At 73.0% G+C, this 14,034-nt stretch carries 16 protein-coding genes; 11 read left to right on the plus strand and 5 right to left on the minus strand.

Features of this window, described 5'->3' with window-relative positions; all coding sequences use genetic code 11:
• Window positions 1-87 precede the first annotated feature (87 nt).
• Window positions 88-1,227, plus strand: coding sequence for an MFS transporter (locus tag M8C13_RS10330; RefSeq protein WP_252480297.1), 1,140 nt, complete (start codon window positions 88-90; stop codon window positions 1,225-1,227).
• Between the two features lies 1 nt (window position 1,228).
• Here M8C13_RS10330 and M8C13_RS10335 read toward each other — a convergent pair whose 3' ends face one another.
• Window positions 1,229-2,503, minus strand: coding sequence for a sensor domain-containing protein (locus M8C13_RS10335; protein WP_252480298.1), 1,275 nt, complete (start codon window positions 2,501-2,503; stop codon window positions 1,229-1,231).
• 127 nt (window positions 2,504-2,630) lie between these two features.
• Here M8C13_RS10335 and M8C13_RS10340 point away from each other — a divergent pair, with 127 nt between their 5' ends.
• Together M8C13_RS10340 and M8C13_RS10345 are read left to right on the plus strand one after the other, a co-directional pair.
• On the plus strand, window positions 2,631-4,178 hold the full coding sequence (locus M8C13_RS10340; RefSeq protein ID WP_252480299.1) for a hypothetical protein: 1,548 nt from the start codon (window positions 2,631-2,633) through the stop codon (window positions 4,176-4,178).
• Between the two features lie 40 nt (window positions 4,179-4,218).
• Window positions 4,219-5,061: a GNAT family N-acetyltransferase gene (locus M8C13_RS10345; RefSeq protein WP_252480300.1), complete on the plus strand. Its 843-nt coding sequence runs from the start codon at window positions 4,219-4,221 to the stop codon at window positions 5,059-5,061.
• A 358-nt stretch (window positions 5,062-5,419) separates the two neighbouring features.
• Here the strand turns inward: M8C13_RS10345 and M8C13_RS10350 are convergent, their stop codons facing one another.
• Window positions 5,420-6,073 carry an HAD-IA family hydrolase gene (locus M8C13_RS10350; RefSeq protein WP_252480456.1) on the minus strand — a complete coding sequence of 218 codons (654 nt, stop codon included), beginning with the start codon at window positions 6,071-6,073 and terminating at the stop codon, window positions 5,420-5,422.
• A 122-nt stretch (window positions 6,074-6,195) separates the two neighbouring features.
• Here M8C13_RS10350 and M8C13_RS10355 point away from each other — a divergent pair, with 122 nt between their 5' ends.
• The 4 genes from M8C13_RS10355 to M8C13_RS10370 all read left to right on the plus strand — a co-directional run bounded on the left by M8C13_RS10355 (window position 6,196) and on the right by M8C13_RS10370 (window position 9,364).
• Window positions 6,196-7,134, plus strand: coding sequence for a PAC2 family protein (locus M8C13_RS10355; protein WP_252480301.1), 939 nt, complete (start codon window positions 6,196-6,198; stop codon window positions 7,132-7,134).
• 114 nt (window positions 7,135-7,248) lie between these two features.
• Window positions 7,249-7,698, plus strand: a complete 450-nt coding sequence (locus M8C13_RS10360; RefSeq protein WP_252480302.1) for a hypothetical protein — start codon at window positions 7,249-7,251, stop codon at window positions 7,696-7,698.
• 55 nt (window positions 7,699-7,753) lie between these two features.
• Window positions 7,754-8,512 carry a DUF899 family protein gene (locus M8C13_RS10365; protein WP_252480303.1) on the plus strand — a complete coding sequence of 253 codons (759 nt, stop codon included), beginning with the start codon at window positions 7,754-7,756 and terminating at the stop codon, window positions 8,510-8,512.
• 57 nt (window positions 8,513-8,569) lie between these two features.
• Window positions 8,570-9,364: an SDR family oxidoreductase gene (locus M8C13_RS10370; RefSeq protein WP_252480304.1), complete on the plus strand. Its 795-nt coding sequence runs from the start codon at window positions 8,570-8,572 to the stop codon at window positions 9,362-9,364.
• Here the strand turns inward: M8C13_RS10370 and M8C13_RS10375 are convergent.
• A complete protein-coding gene (locus tag M8C13_RS10375) occupies window positions 9,361-10,179 on the minus strand; it encodes a class I SAM-dependent methyltransferase (protein WP_252480305.1) in 819 nt (272 codons plus the stop codon). The genes M8C13_RS10370 and M8C13_RS10375 overlap by 4 nt on opposite strands.
• Window positions 10,180-10,269: 90 nt before the next feature.
• On the opposite strand from M8C13_RS10375, the gene M8C13_RS10380 reads away from it, so the two are divergent.
• The 4 genes from M8C13_RS10380 (at window position 10,270) to M8C13_RS10395 (ending at window position 13,001) form a co-directional block, all read left to right on the plus strand.
• Window positions 10,270-10,869, plus strand: a complete 600-nt coding sequence (locus M8C13_RS10380; RefSeq protein WP_252480306.1) for an RNA polymerase sigma factor — start codon at window positions 10,270-10,272, stop codon at window positions 10,867-10,869.
• Complete coding sequence (locus tag M8C13_RS10385; RefSeq protein ID WP_252480307.1) at window positions 10,866-11,825, plus strand: CU044_5270 family protein; 960 nt, start codon at window positions 10,866-10,868, stop codon at window positions 11,823-11,825. The genes M8C13_RS10380 and M8C13_RS10385 overlap by 4 nt, the downstream gene beginning before the upstream one ends.
• A gap of 67 nt (window positions 11,826-11,892) precedes the next feature.
• Complete coding sequence (locus M8C13_RS10390) at window positions 11,893-12,741, plus strand: helix-turn-helix transcriptional regulator (RefSeq protein WP_252480308.1); 849 nt, start codon at window positions 11,893-11,895, stop codon at window positions 12,739-12,741.
• A gap of 14 nt (window positions 12,742-12,755) precedes the next feature.
• On the plus strand, window positions 12,756-13,001 hold the full coding sequence (locus tag M8C13_RS10395; RefSeq protein ID WP_252480309.1) for a DUF397 domain-containing protein: 246 nt from the start codon (window positions 12,756-12,758) through the stop codon (window positions 12,999-13,001).
• On the opposite strand, the gene M8C13_RS10400 is transcribed toward M8C13_RS10395, so the two are convergent.
• On the minus strand, window positions 12,934-13,548 hold the full coding sequence (locus M8C13_RS10400; protein ID WP_252480310.1) for a GNAT family N-acetyltransferase: 615 nt from the start codon (window positions 13,546-13,548) through the stop codon (window positions 12,934-12,936). The two genes, M8C13_RS10395 and M8C13_RS10400, sit on opposite strands and share 68 nt — an antisense overlap.
• A complete protein-coding gene (locus tag M8C13_RS10405; protein ID WP_252480311.1) occupies window positions 13,545-14,033 on the minus strand; it encodes a GbsR/MarR family transcriptional regulator in 489 nt (162 codons plus the stop codon). The genes M8C13_RS10400 and M8C13_RS10405 overlap by 4 nt, the downstream gene beginning before the upstream one ends.
• Window position 14,034 lies beyond the last annotated feature (1 nt).

A 14,034-nucleotide genomic window follows, 5' to 3' on the forward strand; every position in this document is an offset into this window, starting at 1 on the left:
AGTGACCTGCCAAACTGGTTGGGGGACCGGAATGGACTACGTGCGGGAATCGAGGCGGGTCCTCGGCTCACGTCCGCCGGCGGCGTCATGAGCGAGCGGCGCGACCGGGTCGCCCTCGCGGTCATGTTCACCCTGGCCGGCATGGCCAACGGCAACTGGTCCGGCCGCATCCCCTGGGTGCAGGAGGCGCTCGCGCTCGGCCCTGGCGCCCTGGGGCTCGCGCTCACCGCACCCGGGATCGGCTCGATCCTGGGCGCCCCGGTGGCGGCCCGGCTGGTGTCGCGGTGGGGCAGCCGGGCGGTGACCACCGGGGCGATGTGCGCCCTGGCGGTGGCGACCGCGCTGGTCACGCTCTCCCCCGGCCTGCCGGCCCTGGTCGGGCTGCTGGTGCTGCTGGGACTGTCCTCCGGGGTCGGGGACATCGCCGCCAACGCCAACGGCGCGGAGATCGAACGTGGGCACGGCCGGCCGGTGCTCTCCGGGCTGCACGCGATGTGGAGCGTGGGCGCGTTGCTGGGCACGGCCACGGCAGGCGCGGTGGCCGCGGCCGGTGTGCCCGCGCCGCCGCACCTGGCCGCGGTGGGCGTGCTGACCCTCGCCGTCGCCGCGCTGACCGGGCGTTACCTGCGAGCGGAGCCACCGGTGCCCAGGGGTGCGCCGGTGTTCGCCTGGCCGGGCAGGCCGGTGCTGCTGATCGGGCTGATCGGTCTCAGCTCGGTCTTCGTGGAGGCGGCCGTGGCCAACTGGGGGGCGATCCTGCTGATCCAGGAGATGGCGGCCACGCCGGGTGTGGCGGCGCTGGGGTTCGGCGTGTTCTCCGTGGCCCTGGCGCTGGCCCGGCTCGGCGGCGACTGGCTGGTGGCGCGGTTCGACCGGGTGGTGCTGGTGCGGGTGAGCACCGGCGTGGGGGCGCTCGGGCTGGCGATGCTGCTGCTGGGCGGTTCGGTGGTCACCGGGTTCGCCGGGCTGGTGCTGCTGGCCGCCGGGGTGGCGCTGCCCTCGCCGCTGGCCTTCAGCGCCGCGGGCAGCCGGGAGCAGGCGCACGACCGGGGGCGCAACGTGGCCGCGGTGGCGGTGCTGCGGTTCGCCGGTCTGCTCGCCGGGCCGGCTCTGGTGGGGGCGGTCGCCCAGGGCGCGGGTCTGCCGGCCGGGTTCGGCCTCGCCGGTCTCGCCCTCGCGGTGATCGCGTTCCTGGCGCACGTGTTGCGAGTTTCGCGCGCTACCTGACCTAGGCCTCGCCGCTGACGGTGCTGGGCACCGGTTCGCACGGCAGGTCCATCACCACCACGGTGGGTCCGCCGAGTGGGCTGGTCACCATCACCCGGCCGTCGAAGGCGGAGAGCCGGCGTTCGATGCCGCGCAGGCCGGTGCCGCCGCTGGCGTCGGCTCCGCCCTGGCCGTCGTCGCCGACCAGCACGTGCAGCTGGCCATCGGAGTGGGTCAGCCGGACCCAGGCCTTGGCCGCGCCGCTGTGCTTGACCACGTTGGTCAGCGCCTCGGCCACCGCGAAGTAGGCCGCGGACTCCACCGGGGCGGGCAGTCTGCCGGGTAGTTCGATCTCCACGTCGGTGGGCAGGGGGTTGGCCATCACCAGTGCCTGGACCGCGCCGGCCAGGCCGCGGTCGGCCAGCACCGGCGGGTGGATGCCGCGCACCAGGTCCCGGAGCTCGGCCAGGGCCTGGGTGTTGGCCTGGCGGGCCTCGGCCAGGAGCTCCTGGGCCGCTTGGGGGTCCTTGGTCATGAGTTGTTCGGCCATACCCAGGCTCATACCCATGGCCACCATCCTGGCCTGGGCGCCGTCGTGCAGGTCGCGCTCGATCCGGCGCAGCTCGGCGGCCTGGGTGTCCACCGCGTCCGCCCGCGACTCCGACAGCTCGCGCACCCTGGTGACCAGCATGGTCTTCTCGGTGGGCGCCAGCAGCATCCTGGCCAGGCTGGCGTAGCCGCGGAAGATCCACTGGCTACCGATGTACCACAGCGCCAGGTAGACGATGCCGTGCCCGGTGCCGACGAAGAACGCGCTGGACCAGGAGTCGATGGTCCAGAAGGTCAGGCTGAAGCTGGCTCCGTCGGGCAGGAACGGCCAGATCAACCAGGGCAGCGCGATGATCCCGCCCAGCCCGGCGAAGAACAGGGCCAGGGTGACCGAGCAGGCCGCGATCGAGGCGACCAGGTTCAGCGGCAGCCAGGCGAAGTCGCGCCAGCTGGCCGGGTCGGTCATCACGTGCCGCAGCAGCCGGAAGAAGCCCTTGTTCGTGCGCAGCCGGTACGGGCGGCCGATCCGGACCCCCAGCACCGCGCCGGCCCAGCGGCGGTGCAGGTCGTTGTAGCCGCGCAGGACCGCGAAGCACAGCACCGACATCGGCAGGCCCAGCCACACCGTGTACAGCGCGAAGGAGGCGATCACCAACCCGAACAGCACCATGCCCAGCGCGGCGTACACCAGCAGCGGGATCGTCCAGGACAACAGGGCGAACCTGCCAACGCGGTGTGCCACGGCCATGCCTCAGATCCTCCCAGCGCGAGTGTTGCCCGCTCATTCTCGCTGGCCGCTCCGGCAGGCACAGTGGTGGTGGACCTACTCCTGCGGGTAGTGCCGCCCTGTCGGTGCCAGCCGCTAGTTTCGCCGGGTGGCTCTCCTGGGGATGTTCATCGACGACGAGTACCTGCCCGAGTACGGCACCCTGGTGCTGATCGACGCCTACCGCGGTGGGGACCCGGAACCCCCGGCGGGCGGCGAGCAGCTCAACCCCGGCGCGCTGGACGTGCTCGGTGGCGGCACCGTGGCCATCGGCGGGTTCGGCTGGCTGCACGGGGACGCCTGCGACGGCTACCACCGGGTCGCGCTGGAGCTGCACGACGGGCCGCCGCCGCCGGAGCGGGCGCCGTGGACCGACGTGGCCGAGACCTCCTACCTGAGCCACTCCGGGTTCGTCGGGCTGACCTTCCTCACCGGCGGCATGATCACCGAGGGCCTGGAGCTGGGCGGGCCGGGCGCCTACCGGGTGCGGGTGTGCAGCCGGCCGGCGCAGGACGAGGGCAAGCTGTGGCGGTTGCAGTTCTGGGCCGCCGAAGCGGACGTGCCGCGCTGGTTCGCCCGCCAGCAGCGCAACTACGACCTGATGAGCTGGTTCACCTCCGACCTGGTGATGACGGCGGCCTGGAGCGAGCTGACCGGGCGGCGCTGGCGGCTGCCCGAGCTCGCCGAGTGGCTACTGGTGGAGCCCTCGGTGGTCAGGGAAGCGTTCGAGCTGACCGCGGACAAGGGCTCGGTGACCGTGGTCGGCGACCTGTCCGGGCAGTTCGCGCTGACCACCAACCCGCCGAAGCAGCCCGCCTACACCAGCGGGGTCAGCCAGCTGCCGGAGCCGGGCGCGCCGTGGGACTCCCCCGGCTACCGGCCGCCTGCCGGGCTGCCGCCGCTGGCCGGGATCCTCGCCGAGGACGGCACGCTGACCCGGTGGCGGGAGGGCGAACCGGTCACCTGGCCCACCGTGCCCGCGCCGCGGCGGGCGATGGAGACCCCGCACGGCGTGCTGGTCTTCGCCGCGGAGACGACGGTGCTGCTCCGGCCGGACGGGGAGCTGCTCGGGCTGGGCAAGGAGCTGCTGCCCGGCACCGCGCGGCTGGACCGGGAGGGGCGGTGGCTGACCGTGGAGGAGCACCACATCGGCCGCCAGTCCTACCGGCGACGGCACCACGTCGACCTCGCCGACGGGTCCCGCCGGATGGAATGGCTGCCCGAGTACGAGTGGCCGACCGGGCCGATCAGCCTGCCCGACAGCCGGTCCGGGCTGATCCTGACCATCGAGGCCCAGGACCGCCTGGTGCTCACCGGACCCGGCGGGCTGCGCCGCGAACTGTGGCTGCCCGGCACCGCGCGACTGGCCCCCGGTGCGGCCGGGCTGTACACCACCAGCTCGGGCCCGCCCGCGCTGACCTGGTACGACCTGGCCGAGGCCGATCCCTCCGGGGTCGTCCGCTGGCTGCCGAAGCGGACCTGGCCTGACCACGGTCTGGTGTGGGAGACCCCGGACCAGGTGGTGCTGCCCCTGGATCCCTACGCCGCGACGCGGATCGAGGCGCGTTTCCTCCGGGTCGGCCTGCGCACCGGGCGCTACGAGGCCGTGCCCGGTGACGGCGGCCTGCTGGTGGAGCCATGGTTCACCGTGGACTAAAAGAATTGGCCGGTGGCGCGGCCGGGGCGATGCTGCACGCATGATCGCCCCGACCGCGCCGTTCGAGCGCCTCACCCCCGCTGACCTGCCCGCCTGCTCCGCGCTCTCGGTCGACCGCGAGTGGCCGCGTGAGGAGGCCAAGTGGCGGTTCCTGATGGAGGTCGGTGAGGTGCACGCGCTGCGCGACCCCGACGGCGGACTGGCCGCGACCACGGTGCTCACCCGCCACGGCGCCGAGCTGGTCGCGGTCAGCATGGTCCTGGTCGCCGCCCGGCACGCCCGCCAGGGCCTGGGCAAACGGCTCATGCGGCACGCCATCGCCCAGGCGGGCGGGGCCCCCCTGGCGCTGACCGCCACCGCCCAGGGCCTCGGGCTCTACCAGCAGCTCGGCTTCGACAGCCACGGCCGGATCGCCTACCACCGGGGCCGCTTCCAGCCCGAACCCGGCGCGGCTGGGCACAGCCGGGCGGCCACCGCCGCGGACCTGCCCGCGATCCTGGCGCTGGACCGCGCGGTGTTCGGGGCCGACCGGGCACACGTGCTCAACCGCCTGCCCGGGTTCGCCGAACAGCTGCGGGTGGTCGAGGACGGCGGCAGGCTGACCGGGTTCGCCGGGGCCTGGCGCAACGACGACCACCTGGTGCTCGGCCCGCTGGTGGCCGAGACGCCCGAGCTGGCCAAGGCGCTGGTCACCGACCTGGCCGTAGGGGCGGGCGAGGCGGAGGTTCGGGTGGACGTCGACGACGTGCACACCGGCCTGATGGAGTGGGTGCGGGCGCGCGGACTGACGCCGGGGTTCCAGTCCACGATCATGACCTACGGCGGCCCGCTGCCCAGCGACCGGGACCGGCTCTTCAGCCCCCTGATGCAGGCACTGGGCTGAGCCATCCGGCCGTATCATTTCGCACTGACCTGCGGATATCGAAAATCCAACTAATTTCGTTGGCGCGATTCCGGCGGCTTGGGCATTATTGGTCATGCACCACATTGTTTGGTGACAACTGAACTGGGGAGCATTTCCATGGGGGAAAGATGGGGATCGCTCGGCATTGCCAGGGGTAGGCAGTGCCGGGCAGGCAGCATCAAACGGGGCTGGGACCAGTCAGCCCGGGTCAGCACGCAGAGGGGTGGAAGGTGATCACCACCTGATCGGTTCGGCGGCCGGAAGAAACGCGTCTTGCATTTGTTCCGGCCGCCGGAAACGGTGATCTATTCGTTACTGAGGTTTTGGCAACCTTTTATCAGTGCGCGGTGTCCGCAATGAGTTCCCCGCGCAATCCGGCCAGGGTGGCCAGGTCGAGACCGGCCAGGGTGTCGCGGAAGACGCGCCGGGGGCCTGGCTCGACCGGCACCTCGCAGGGCACCACCAGCACCGTGCACCCGGCCGCGGCCGCCGCCGTCACTCCGGTGGGCGAGTCCTCCACGACCACGCAGTCGGCGGGCTCGACGCCGAGGCGCTCGGCCGCGGTCAGGTACGGCTCCGGGTGCGGCTTGGTCCGGCCGACCTCGTCCCCGCAGAGGGTGAGGTCGAAGAACTCCCGGCCGATGCTGTCCAGGGCCAGCTCGGTCAGGTCCCGCTGGGTGGAGGTGACCAGCGCGGTCGGCAACCCGCTGGCGCGCACCAGGCGCAGCGCCGCCAGCGCGCCCGGCCGCCAGGGCAGGCCCGCGGAGAACAGCTCGCCGGTGCGCTTGGTCAGCCAGGCCGAGGCCGCGGCCATCTCCGCCGGGTCGTGCGGGCGGCCCAGCTCGGTGAACAGCATGGTGATCGTGCGGTCCTGGCTGGAGCCGGTCATCGCCTTGCGGGTGGCCAGCGACAGCGTGCCGCCCAGCTCAGCGGCCAGGTCGTCCAGGGAGATGTCCCAGACCTTCTCCGAGTCGACCAGGGTGCCGTCCATGTCCCACAGCACCGCGGCGGGGAACCCGGTCACCGCGCCTCCACCAGCGTGAACACGTCATGATCAGACATGCCGACAGCCTACGGGCACCGGCTGGGGGTGCTGGGCCTTAGTCTTGCCCGGTGACAGAACCCGAAGAGCGCCCTGCTGCATCCGAGGACACCCGGGCTGACCCGCCGACCCTCGTCAACCCGGTGCTCATCGCGGCTTTCGAAGGATGGAACGACGCAGGTGACGCGGCCAGCACCGCGATAGAGCACCTCCAGCTCACCTGGGACGCCACCCCGCTGGCGGAGATCGACCCGGACGACTACTACGACTTCCAGGTGACCAGGCCCACCGTGCACATGGTGGACGGGGTGACCCGCCGGGTGGAGTGGCCGACGACCAGGCTGTCGGTCTGCCGTCCACCTGGCGCGGACTTCGACGTGGTGCTCATGCACGGCATCGAGCCCAACATGCGCTGGCGGGCCTTCTGCGCCGAGCTGCTGCACCACGTGGAGAGCCTCGGCGTGACCACCGTGGTGACCCTGGGCGCGCTGCTGATGGACATCGCGCACACCCGCCCGGTGCAGGTCACCGGCACCGCCTACGACGCGGAGTCGGCGGCGACCTTCGGGCTGGAACGCTCCCGCTACGAGGGGGCCACCGGCATCGTCGGGGTCTTCCAGGACGCGTGTGTGCAGATGGGCGTGCCGGCCATCTCCTTCTGGGCCGCGGTGCCGCACTACGTCTCCCAGCCGCCCTCGCCCAAGGCCACCCTGGCCCTGCTGCACCGGGTGGAGGAGGTCCTCGACCTGGAGGTGCCCCTGGGCGCGCTGCCGGAGCAGGCCGAGGAGTGGGAGCGCACGGTCACCGAGATGGCCGAGGAGGACGAGGACGTGGCCAGCTACGTCCGCTCCCTGGAAGAGCGCGGCGACCCTGACGGCGACATCAACGACCGGCTCACCGAGCTGAGCGGGGACGCCATCGCCGCGGACTTCGAGCGCTACCTGCGCCGCCGCGGCGGCCGGGGCAAACCGGGCGGCGACCAGGGTCCGCACGGGCCGGGCGCGCGCTGAGCCGAAGCTCAGGGCGACTGGCCTGGCGGCCGGCGGTGCTGCGCGCCGGGCTGGTCGCCGTGGTGGCCGCCGGGCTGGCCGTGCTGGGCCTGCCTGGGCGGGCTGTCCTACCTGGTGGCGCTGCGCCTGGACGAGGACTTCCAGCTCTCCGCCGGGGCCAGGGGGCTGGTGCTGACCGGGTTCGGACTGACCGGGATCCTCACCGCGCGGGCGGTCGGCCGGGCGGTCGACCGCTTCGGCGCGCGGCGCTGCGCGCTGACCGGGACCGTGGCAGGTGGGGTGCTGCTGGCCGGGGTGGGCCTGCTGTGGGCGGCCGCGGGCCCGGCCATGCAGCTGATCATGGTCGGGTTGAACGCGCTGGTGCTGGCAGGCAACGGGGACAACCGGGGTGGCGCGGTCTCGGTGGGGCAGTCGCTGCGCTTCGGCGGTGGCGCGCTGTCCCCGGTGGCCTTCGTGCCGGTCTACCACCTGGACCCCCTGGACGCGTTCCTGCTACCTGCGGCTTTGCTGCTGACCACCGCACCTGTGGTGCTTCCGCGGATGCCGCCCGCGCAGCCGCGATGACTTTTGACCGGCTGGTGAGTCTGTACTGGTGACCCCTGAGATCACGGAGGACACCATGACGAGCACGTCCGCCCACCCGCCGGTGGTCGACCTGGCCACCTGGCAGGCCGCCAGGGACGAGCTGCTGGTCCGGGAGAAGGCGCACACCCGCGCCGGTGACGCCCTGGCCGCGGCCCGCCGCAGGCTGCCGATGGTCGAGCTCGACGGCACGGTCGAGGTCATCGGAGCCGACGGCCCGGTGCCGTTCCTGGCGCTGTTCCAGGGCCGCGAGGAGCTGGTGGTCTACCAGCACATGTGGTTCGACGGCGCGCCGCACCAGGGGCAGTGCGAGGGCTGCACCACCACCGCCTGGCACCTCGACGACTCGGCCTACCTCAACGCCCGCGGCGTCTCCTTCGCCGTGCTGACCACCGGCCGCTGGCACGAGGTGGCCGCCTACGTGGAGTTCATGGGCTACCGCCAGCCCTGGTACTCGGTGCGCGACGCGCCGGCCCCGATCGGCGGCGAGATGGGCTACCTGGCCTGCTTCCTGCGCCGGGGCGAGCGCGTGTTCCTCACCTACTCCACCACCAGCCGGGGCAACGAGCCGGTCAACTCCGCCCTCGCGCTGCTCGACCTGACCCCCTACGGCCGCGGCGAGGCCTGGGAGGACAACCCCGAGGGCTGGCCGGAGGGGCGCGAGTCGTGCTGGTCCTGGCGCTGCGACGCCGAGGGCAACCCCACCTGGGGTCCGACCAGCCGCCCGGTGCCGCAGTGGACCCGCCCCGGCGCGACCCCGGTGGACACCCTCGGCAGGCAGGGCGACTGCCACTGACCGCCCCCGCCGGAAACCCGGTCGCCACCCCCGTGGCGGCCCGCTACGGTGGCTCGCGTGGCTGATCTCGCACGTGATCCGTTCCCGCTGCGTGGCCGCGTCGCGCTGGTGACCGGGGCCAGCCGGGTCGCCGGTATCGGCTACGCCACCGCCCGCCGCCTGCACGCCTACGGCGCGGACCTGCTGCTGCACCACCACAGTCCGCACGACGCGGACCAGCCCTGGGGCGCGGATCCGCTGACGGAGGTGCTGGCCGGGGTCCGCGAGGCCGGGTCAGGACGGGTCGAGGAGATCGGCGGTGACCTGACCGCCCCGGATGCGCCCGCGGCGATCGTGGACGCGGCCGTCGAGCGGTTCGGGCGGCTGGACATCCTGGTGTGCAACCACGCGCGCAGCGGCGGCGACGGCACCCTGGCCGAGATGACCGCGGCCAAGCTGGACGGGCACTACGCGGTGAACACCCGCTCCGCGCTGCTGCTCGCCCAGCGCTTCGCCCACCACTTCCGGGCCGGTCGCGGCGGGCGGATCGTGTTCCTGACCTCGGGCCAGCAGCTCGGGCCGATGCCCGGCGAGGTCGCCTACGCCGCCTCCAAGGGCGCGCTGGCCGCGATCACTCAGACCATCTCGCACGAGCTGGCCGAGGCCGGGATCACGGTGAACGCGGTCAACCCCGGCCCGGTGGACACCGGCTGGGCGGGACCTGAGCTCGACGAGTTCGTCACCAAGAGCATGCCCGCGGGCCGCTGGGGACAGCCGGACGACCCGGCCCGGCTGATCTCCTGGCTGGCCACCGACGAAGCCGAGTGGATCACCGGGCAGGTGATCAACTCCGAGGGCGGGTTCCGCCGCTAGAACCGGTAGCGCAGCAGCCGGTACAGGCGGCGCAGCGGCCCGACTCGGTCGGCGGCGTGCGCGGCCAGCCGGTAGAGCCGGGGCAGCCGGTGCAGGCCGGGCAGCTGGGTCGGCGAGCGCTCCTCTGCCAGGCGCGCGCCGGGCACCTGCCGTTCGAGGTCCCTGGCCTGGTCCAGGCCCCACTGGAAGCGCGCGCCGGTCTTGCGCAGCAGCGGGGTGTGGTTGCTCGCGCGGGCGCCGAGCCGGTTGAACGCGTCGAACTGCAACTCCCCCGCCGGGAAGTGGCCGGTGACCCGGCGCAGCAGCGGCAGCACCTCGGCCTCGGTGAGGTACATGGTCAGGCCCTCGGTGATCATCAGCCCCGGCCGGTCCGCCGGGATCCGCTCCAACCAGTCCGGGTCGGTGACCGAGGCGCCCAGCAGGTGGTAGCCGGGCGGTTCCGGCGGGAACAGGCGGCGGCGCAGGTCCACCACGTCCGGGAAGTCCACGTCGAACCAGTCCACCGTGGCGGGCGGGCGTAGTCGCAGGTAGCGGCTGTCCAGGCCGCAGGCCAGGTGCAGCACCACCGCGTCGGGGTGGCGGCGCAGGAAGGTCGCCGCCCACTCGTCGAACTGGCGGGCCCGCAGCGCCACCGCCGCCGCGGCGGCCCGGTCGATGCGCATCCGCCCGAAGTCGTAGTCGATCCGGGCCACCAGCTCTTCGGCGACCTCGTCCCGCAGGATCGGCTCGGGTTCCGCGCTGTGCACCGCCCGCCCGTACAGCGTGGCCAGGTTGGTCTCCCGCACCTCGCGATAGTCGATCTTCTCCCTGCTCACCCCGCCGATGATCGCGCTATCCCCCCGCGCCGCGCATCCGGCAATAGGCTCGAAACGGGAACTCGGGCTGGGCCGCGGACAGGCAGAGGTGTGGGGACATCCATTCGCGCCAGGTTGCGCGCAGGCGATCCGGTCGCCTTCGGAGAGCTGTTCGACGAGCACGCCGCGGCGGTGCACCGGCACGCCACCCGGGTCACCGGCAACTCCTCGACGGCCGAGGACGTGGTCTCGCTGACCTTCCTGGAGGCCTGGCGGGTCCGGGAACGGCTGGATCCGGAAGGGGACTCGGTACGGCCCTGGCTGTTCGGCATCGCGGTCAACGTGCTGCGCAACACCGCGCGGGCCGCGCGGCGCCACCAGCTCGCGCTGACCAAGCTGCCGCCGCCGGAGTCGGTGCCGGACTTCACCGACGAGCTGGTCGGCCGGTGGCACGACGGGGAACTGCTGGACCGGGCCAAGGCCGCGCTGGCCAAGCTGCGGCGGGCCGAGCGGGAGGTGGTGACGCTGTGCGTGTGGGCCGGGCTGGACTACGCCGAGACCGCGCAGGCGCTGGGCATCCCGGTCGGCACGGTCCGCTCCCGGCTGTCCAGGGCCAGGGCCAAGTTGCGGTCGCTGGCCGCGGAACCACCGCCACGAGCCGGACAGGTAGCAGGTGACCAGGCACTTTCGACCCAGGAGAGCTTCCGATGAACGACCAAAACGACCGGGCCGAGCTGGCCCGCCTGCTGCCGCCACCGCAAGCCCCGGCCCTCCTCCAGCAGCGGCAGGCCGAGCTGCGGACCGACCTGCTCCAGCGGATCGACGCGGCCGCGCCCCGAGCCGGGCGGGCGCGGGTGCGGTGGCCGATGGTCGCGGTGCCGCTCGCGCTGGCGGCCGCGGTGACCGCGGTGCTGGTGGTGGTGCCCGCGCTGGTGCGGCCCGAAGCGGGGCCCTCCGCCGAGGACCGGACGGTCGCCTCGGTGCTGGCCAGGGCGGCCCAGTCCGCCATCGCGGTGCCCTCGAACGTCCGGCCGGACCAGTACATCTACGTCAAGAGCCGCAACCAGTGGCGGGGCCACAGGGCCGATTCCGACGGCAAGGTCACCGAACTGCCCGGCCCGGAGTACAACATCGTGGAGTCCTGGCTGGCCATGGACCCGGCCAAGCAGAGCTTCAGCCGGATGAACGGCGCGCCGCTGCGCGAGACTTCGAGCTACAACGAGAGCACCAACCCGAGGACGCACCACTTCGAGCAGACCAAGTTGCCCACCGATCCGGACCAGCTGCTGGCCTGGCTGTACCAGGACATCCCGTCGGACAAGCCCCGGGACCTGACCGCGTTCCGGCACCTGAGCGACCTGCTCAAGTTCCCGGTGGCCTCCCCCGCGGTGCTCTCCGCGATCTACCGGGCCGCGGCCAAGATCCCCGGGGTGCAGCTGGTCGGCGAGACCGTCGACGGACTCGGCAGGCCGGCGCTGGCGGTCGGCTTCCTCTTCGACAACGGCGCCGACCGGCTCGACCTGCTCTTCCACCGCGACAGCTTCGACTTCCTCGGTGAACGCAAGGTCACCCTGCGGGACACCGGCTACGGCAAGGCCGGGGAGGTCCGCGGCCCGGAGGAGATCATCCGGCGGGCCGTGGTGGACAAGCCCGGTCAGCTGCCGTGATCACCTCATCGGGTCAGCCGAGGGCCTGACTCTGCTCGCAAATTTGCGTACAGGTATACGTGGGGTCATGTCCAGCCCGAAGCACGCCATCCTGCCTGGGCGCAGTGTGGGCGGTGAGCTCCGCGCCCTGCGCAAACAGCGCGGGCTGACCTGCGTGCAGGTGGCCGCGGAGCTGGGCTGGCAGGCGTCCAAGGTCTCCAGGATGGAGACCGGGAAACAGGGCGTGACCCCGGCCGACGCCGCCTCCATGCTGGCCATCTACCGGGTGGTCGGCGTGGAGCGGCAGCGGCTGCTCACCCTGGCCGAGCGGGCCGGCGAGGACGCCTGGTGGGAGCTGAGCGGGCCGCTGTCGGAGGAGGTCAGGACGCTGATCCGGCTGGAGAACGAGGCCATCCGGATCGACAGCTGCCAGCCGCTGCTCATCCCCGGCCTGCTGCAGACCGCCGACTACACCAGGGCGCTGATGAAGGCCGCGGGCGTGCCGGAGGCCGATGTGGAGCCCAGGGTGGCGATCCGGATGGGCAGGCAGGCGGTGCTCAGCCGGGACCTCCCGCCGGAGTACCACGCGATCATGGACGAGATGGCGCTGCGGCGGGTGCTGGGCAGCCCTCGGGTGATGGCCCGGCAGCTGCGGCAGCTGCTGGACACCGCGGAGCGGCCCTCGGTGACCTTGCAGGTGCTGCCCTTCGACCTGGGCGGGCACGCGGGGCTGGACGGGCCGTTCACCCTGCTGGACTTCGCCGAGCAGGGGCCGGTGGCCTTCCTGGACCACAAGATCTCCGGGCTGTTCCTGGACAAGCCGGAGGAGCTGGCCTTCTTCCAGCACGAGGTGGACAAGCTCATCGAGGTCGCGCTCAGCCCGGCGCGGTCGGTGGAGTTCATCGCCGGTCTGGCCAAGCAGTACGACCAGGCGTGAAGGAGCGGAAACTGATGGACCGATCGGCGAGTGCGCGCTGGGCGCGGGCACGGTGGCGGCGCAGCAGCCGCAGCGGCACCGGCGCGGACTGCGTGGAGGTGGCCTGGGCGGACGGGCTGACCGGGGTGCGCGACTCCAAGCAGCCGGAGGGGCCGGTGCTGGAGTTCGCCCCGGCCGCCTGGCTGGCCTTCCTCAGCTCGGTTCCCGCCACATCCCGAACAGCGCCGGGGCGCCCGGCGGCAGGTCCAGCTTCTCGGTGACGGTGAAGCCGAAGCGCTCGTAGTAGCCGACGTTGTCCGGCACGCACTCCAGGTAGGCGGGCAGCCGGGTACGGGTCAGCCGGGAGCGCAGCAGCGCGCCGCCGACGCCGGTGCGCTGCCGGTCCGGGTCGGCGGCCAGCAGCGAGAGGTACCAGTGCGGTGTGCGCGGCCGGCCCGCGGTCAGCGCCCGGTCCACTGCGCGGCCGCGCTCGGCGAACTCGCGGAAGTTGCGCGCGCCCATCGCGGCCAGGATGCCGGGCATCAGCAGCGCCTTGCCCCAGCGGCTGCTCTTCGGCGGGTCGGGCGGGGCCCACACGCCGCCGCCGAGCAGCCTGCCCTCGGTGTCCACCGCGACCTCCACCCCGCCGCCGGGCAGGTAGTGGCGGCGCAGCGCGTCCCCGGTCATCCGGCCGTGCACGCGGGCGCGGCTGGCCGGGTCCAGGTAGACCCAGCCGATGAACTCGTCCGGCGCGAAGGCCCGCACCAGCAGGTCGGTCAGCGCGGGCAGGTCGGCGCGTTCGGCCGGGCGGATGCGGAGCTCGGTCATCCGGCGGCCCGCTCGGCGCGCCAGCGGTCGAGCAGCTTGGGCAGCTCGGTGGTCATGTGCGTGAGGAAGTCCTGGGTGACCAGCATCCGGTGCCCGGCCGGGGTGCCCGGGCCGAGCACGGCCACGCCCTCGGCGGCCACGGCCAGCAGGTCGGTCACCGCCCGGTTCTTGCGGGCCATGGTGTCGTACCAGAACAGCTCGCCGATCCGGAAGACGTCCCGGCGCTGGCCGGGCTCGCGGTCGCGGACGATGAGCCGCAGCTCGGTCAGGTAGCGGACCGCGCCGGAGACCGCGGCCGGGCTGATGTCCAGCCGCTGGGCGATCTCGGCCGCGGTGTGCGCGCCCTCGGGTGAGGCCATGATCAGCGCGAACACCCTGGCCGCCATCCGCTGCATGCCGCCCTCGGTCATCAGCAGGGCGAACCGCTCCACGAACCGGGCCACCGCTTCCTCGTCGCGGGGCCGTTCGGGCTCGATGTCGTTCATG

Origin of the sequence: Crossiella sp. SN42 (assembly GCF_023897065.1) — a bacterium.
Classification (GTDB): Bacteria; Actinomycetota; Actinomycetes; order Mycobacteriales; family Pseudonocardiaceae; genus Crossiella.

Excerpts from the sequence above, each read along its gene's own strand:
- M8C13_RS10385 (WP_252480307.1), top strand. The coding sequence starts at position 10,866 with ATGAACGACCAAAACGACCGGGCCGAGCTGGCCCGCCTGCTGCCGCCA.
- M8C13_RS10395 (WP_252480309.1), top strand. The coding sequence starts at position 12,756 with ATGGACCGATCGGCGAGTGCGCGCTGGGCGCGGGCACGGTGGCGGCGC.
- M8C13_RS10350 (WP_252480456.1), bottom strand. The coding sequence starts at position 6,073 with ATGGACGGCACCCTGGTCGACTCGGAGAAGGTCTGGGACATCTCCCTG.
- M8C13_RS10330 (WP_252480297.1), top strand. The coding sequence starts at position 88 with ATGAGCGAGCGGCGCGACCGGGTCGCCCTCGCGGTCATGTTCACCCTG.
- M8C13_RS10345 (WP_252480300.1), top strand. The coding sequence starts at position 4,219 with ATGATCGCCCCGACCGCGCCGTTCGAGCGCCTCACCCCCGCTGACCTG.
- M8C13_RS10405 (WP_252480311.1), bottom strand. The coding sequence starts at position 14,033 with ATGAACGACATCGAGCCCGAACGGCCCCGCGACGAGGAAGCGGTGGCC.
- M8C13_RS10390 (WP_252480308.1), top strand. The coding sequence starts at position 11,893 with ATGTCCAGCCCGAAGCACGCCATCCTGCCTGGGCGCAGTGTGGGCGGT.
- M8C13_RS10335 (WP_252480298.1), bottom strand. The coding sequence starts at position 2,503 with ATGGCCGTGGCACACCGCGTTGGCAGGTTCGCCCTGTTGTCCTGGACG.
- M8C13_RS10400 (WP_252480310.1), bottom strand. The coding sequence starts at position 13,548 with ATGACCGAGCTCCGCATCCGCCCGGCCGAACGCGCCGACCTGCCCGCG.
- M8C13_RS10365 (WP_252480303.1), top strand. The coding sequence starts at position 7,754 with ATGACGAGCACGTCCGCCCACCCGCCGGTGGTCGACCTGGCCACCTGG.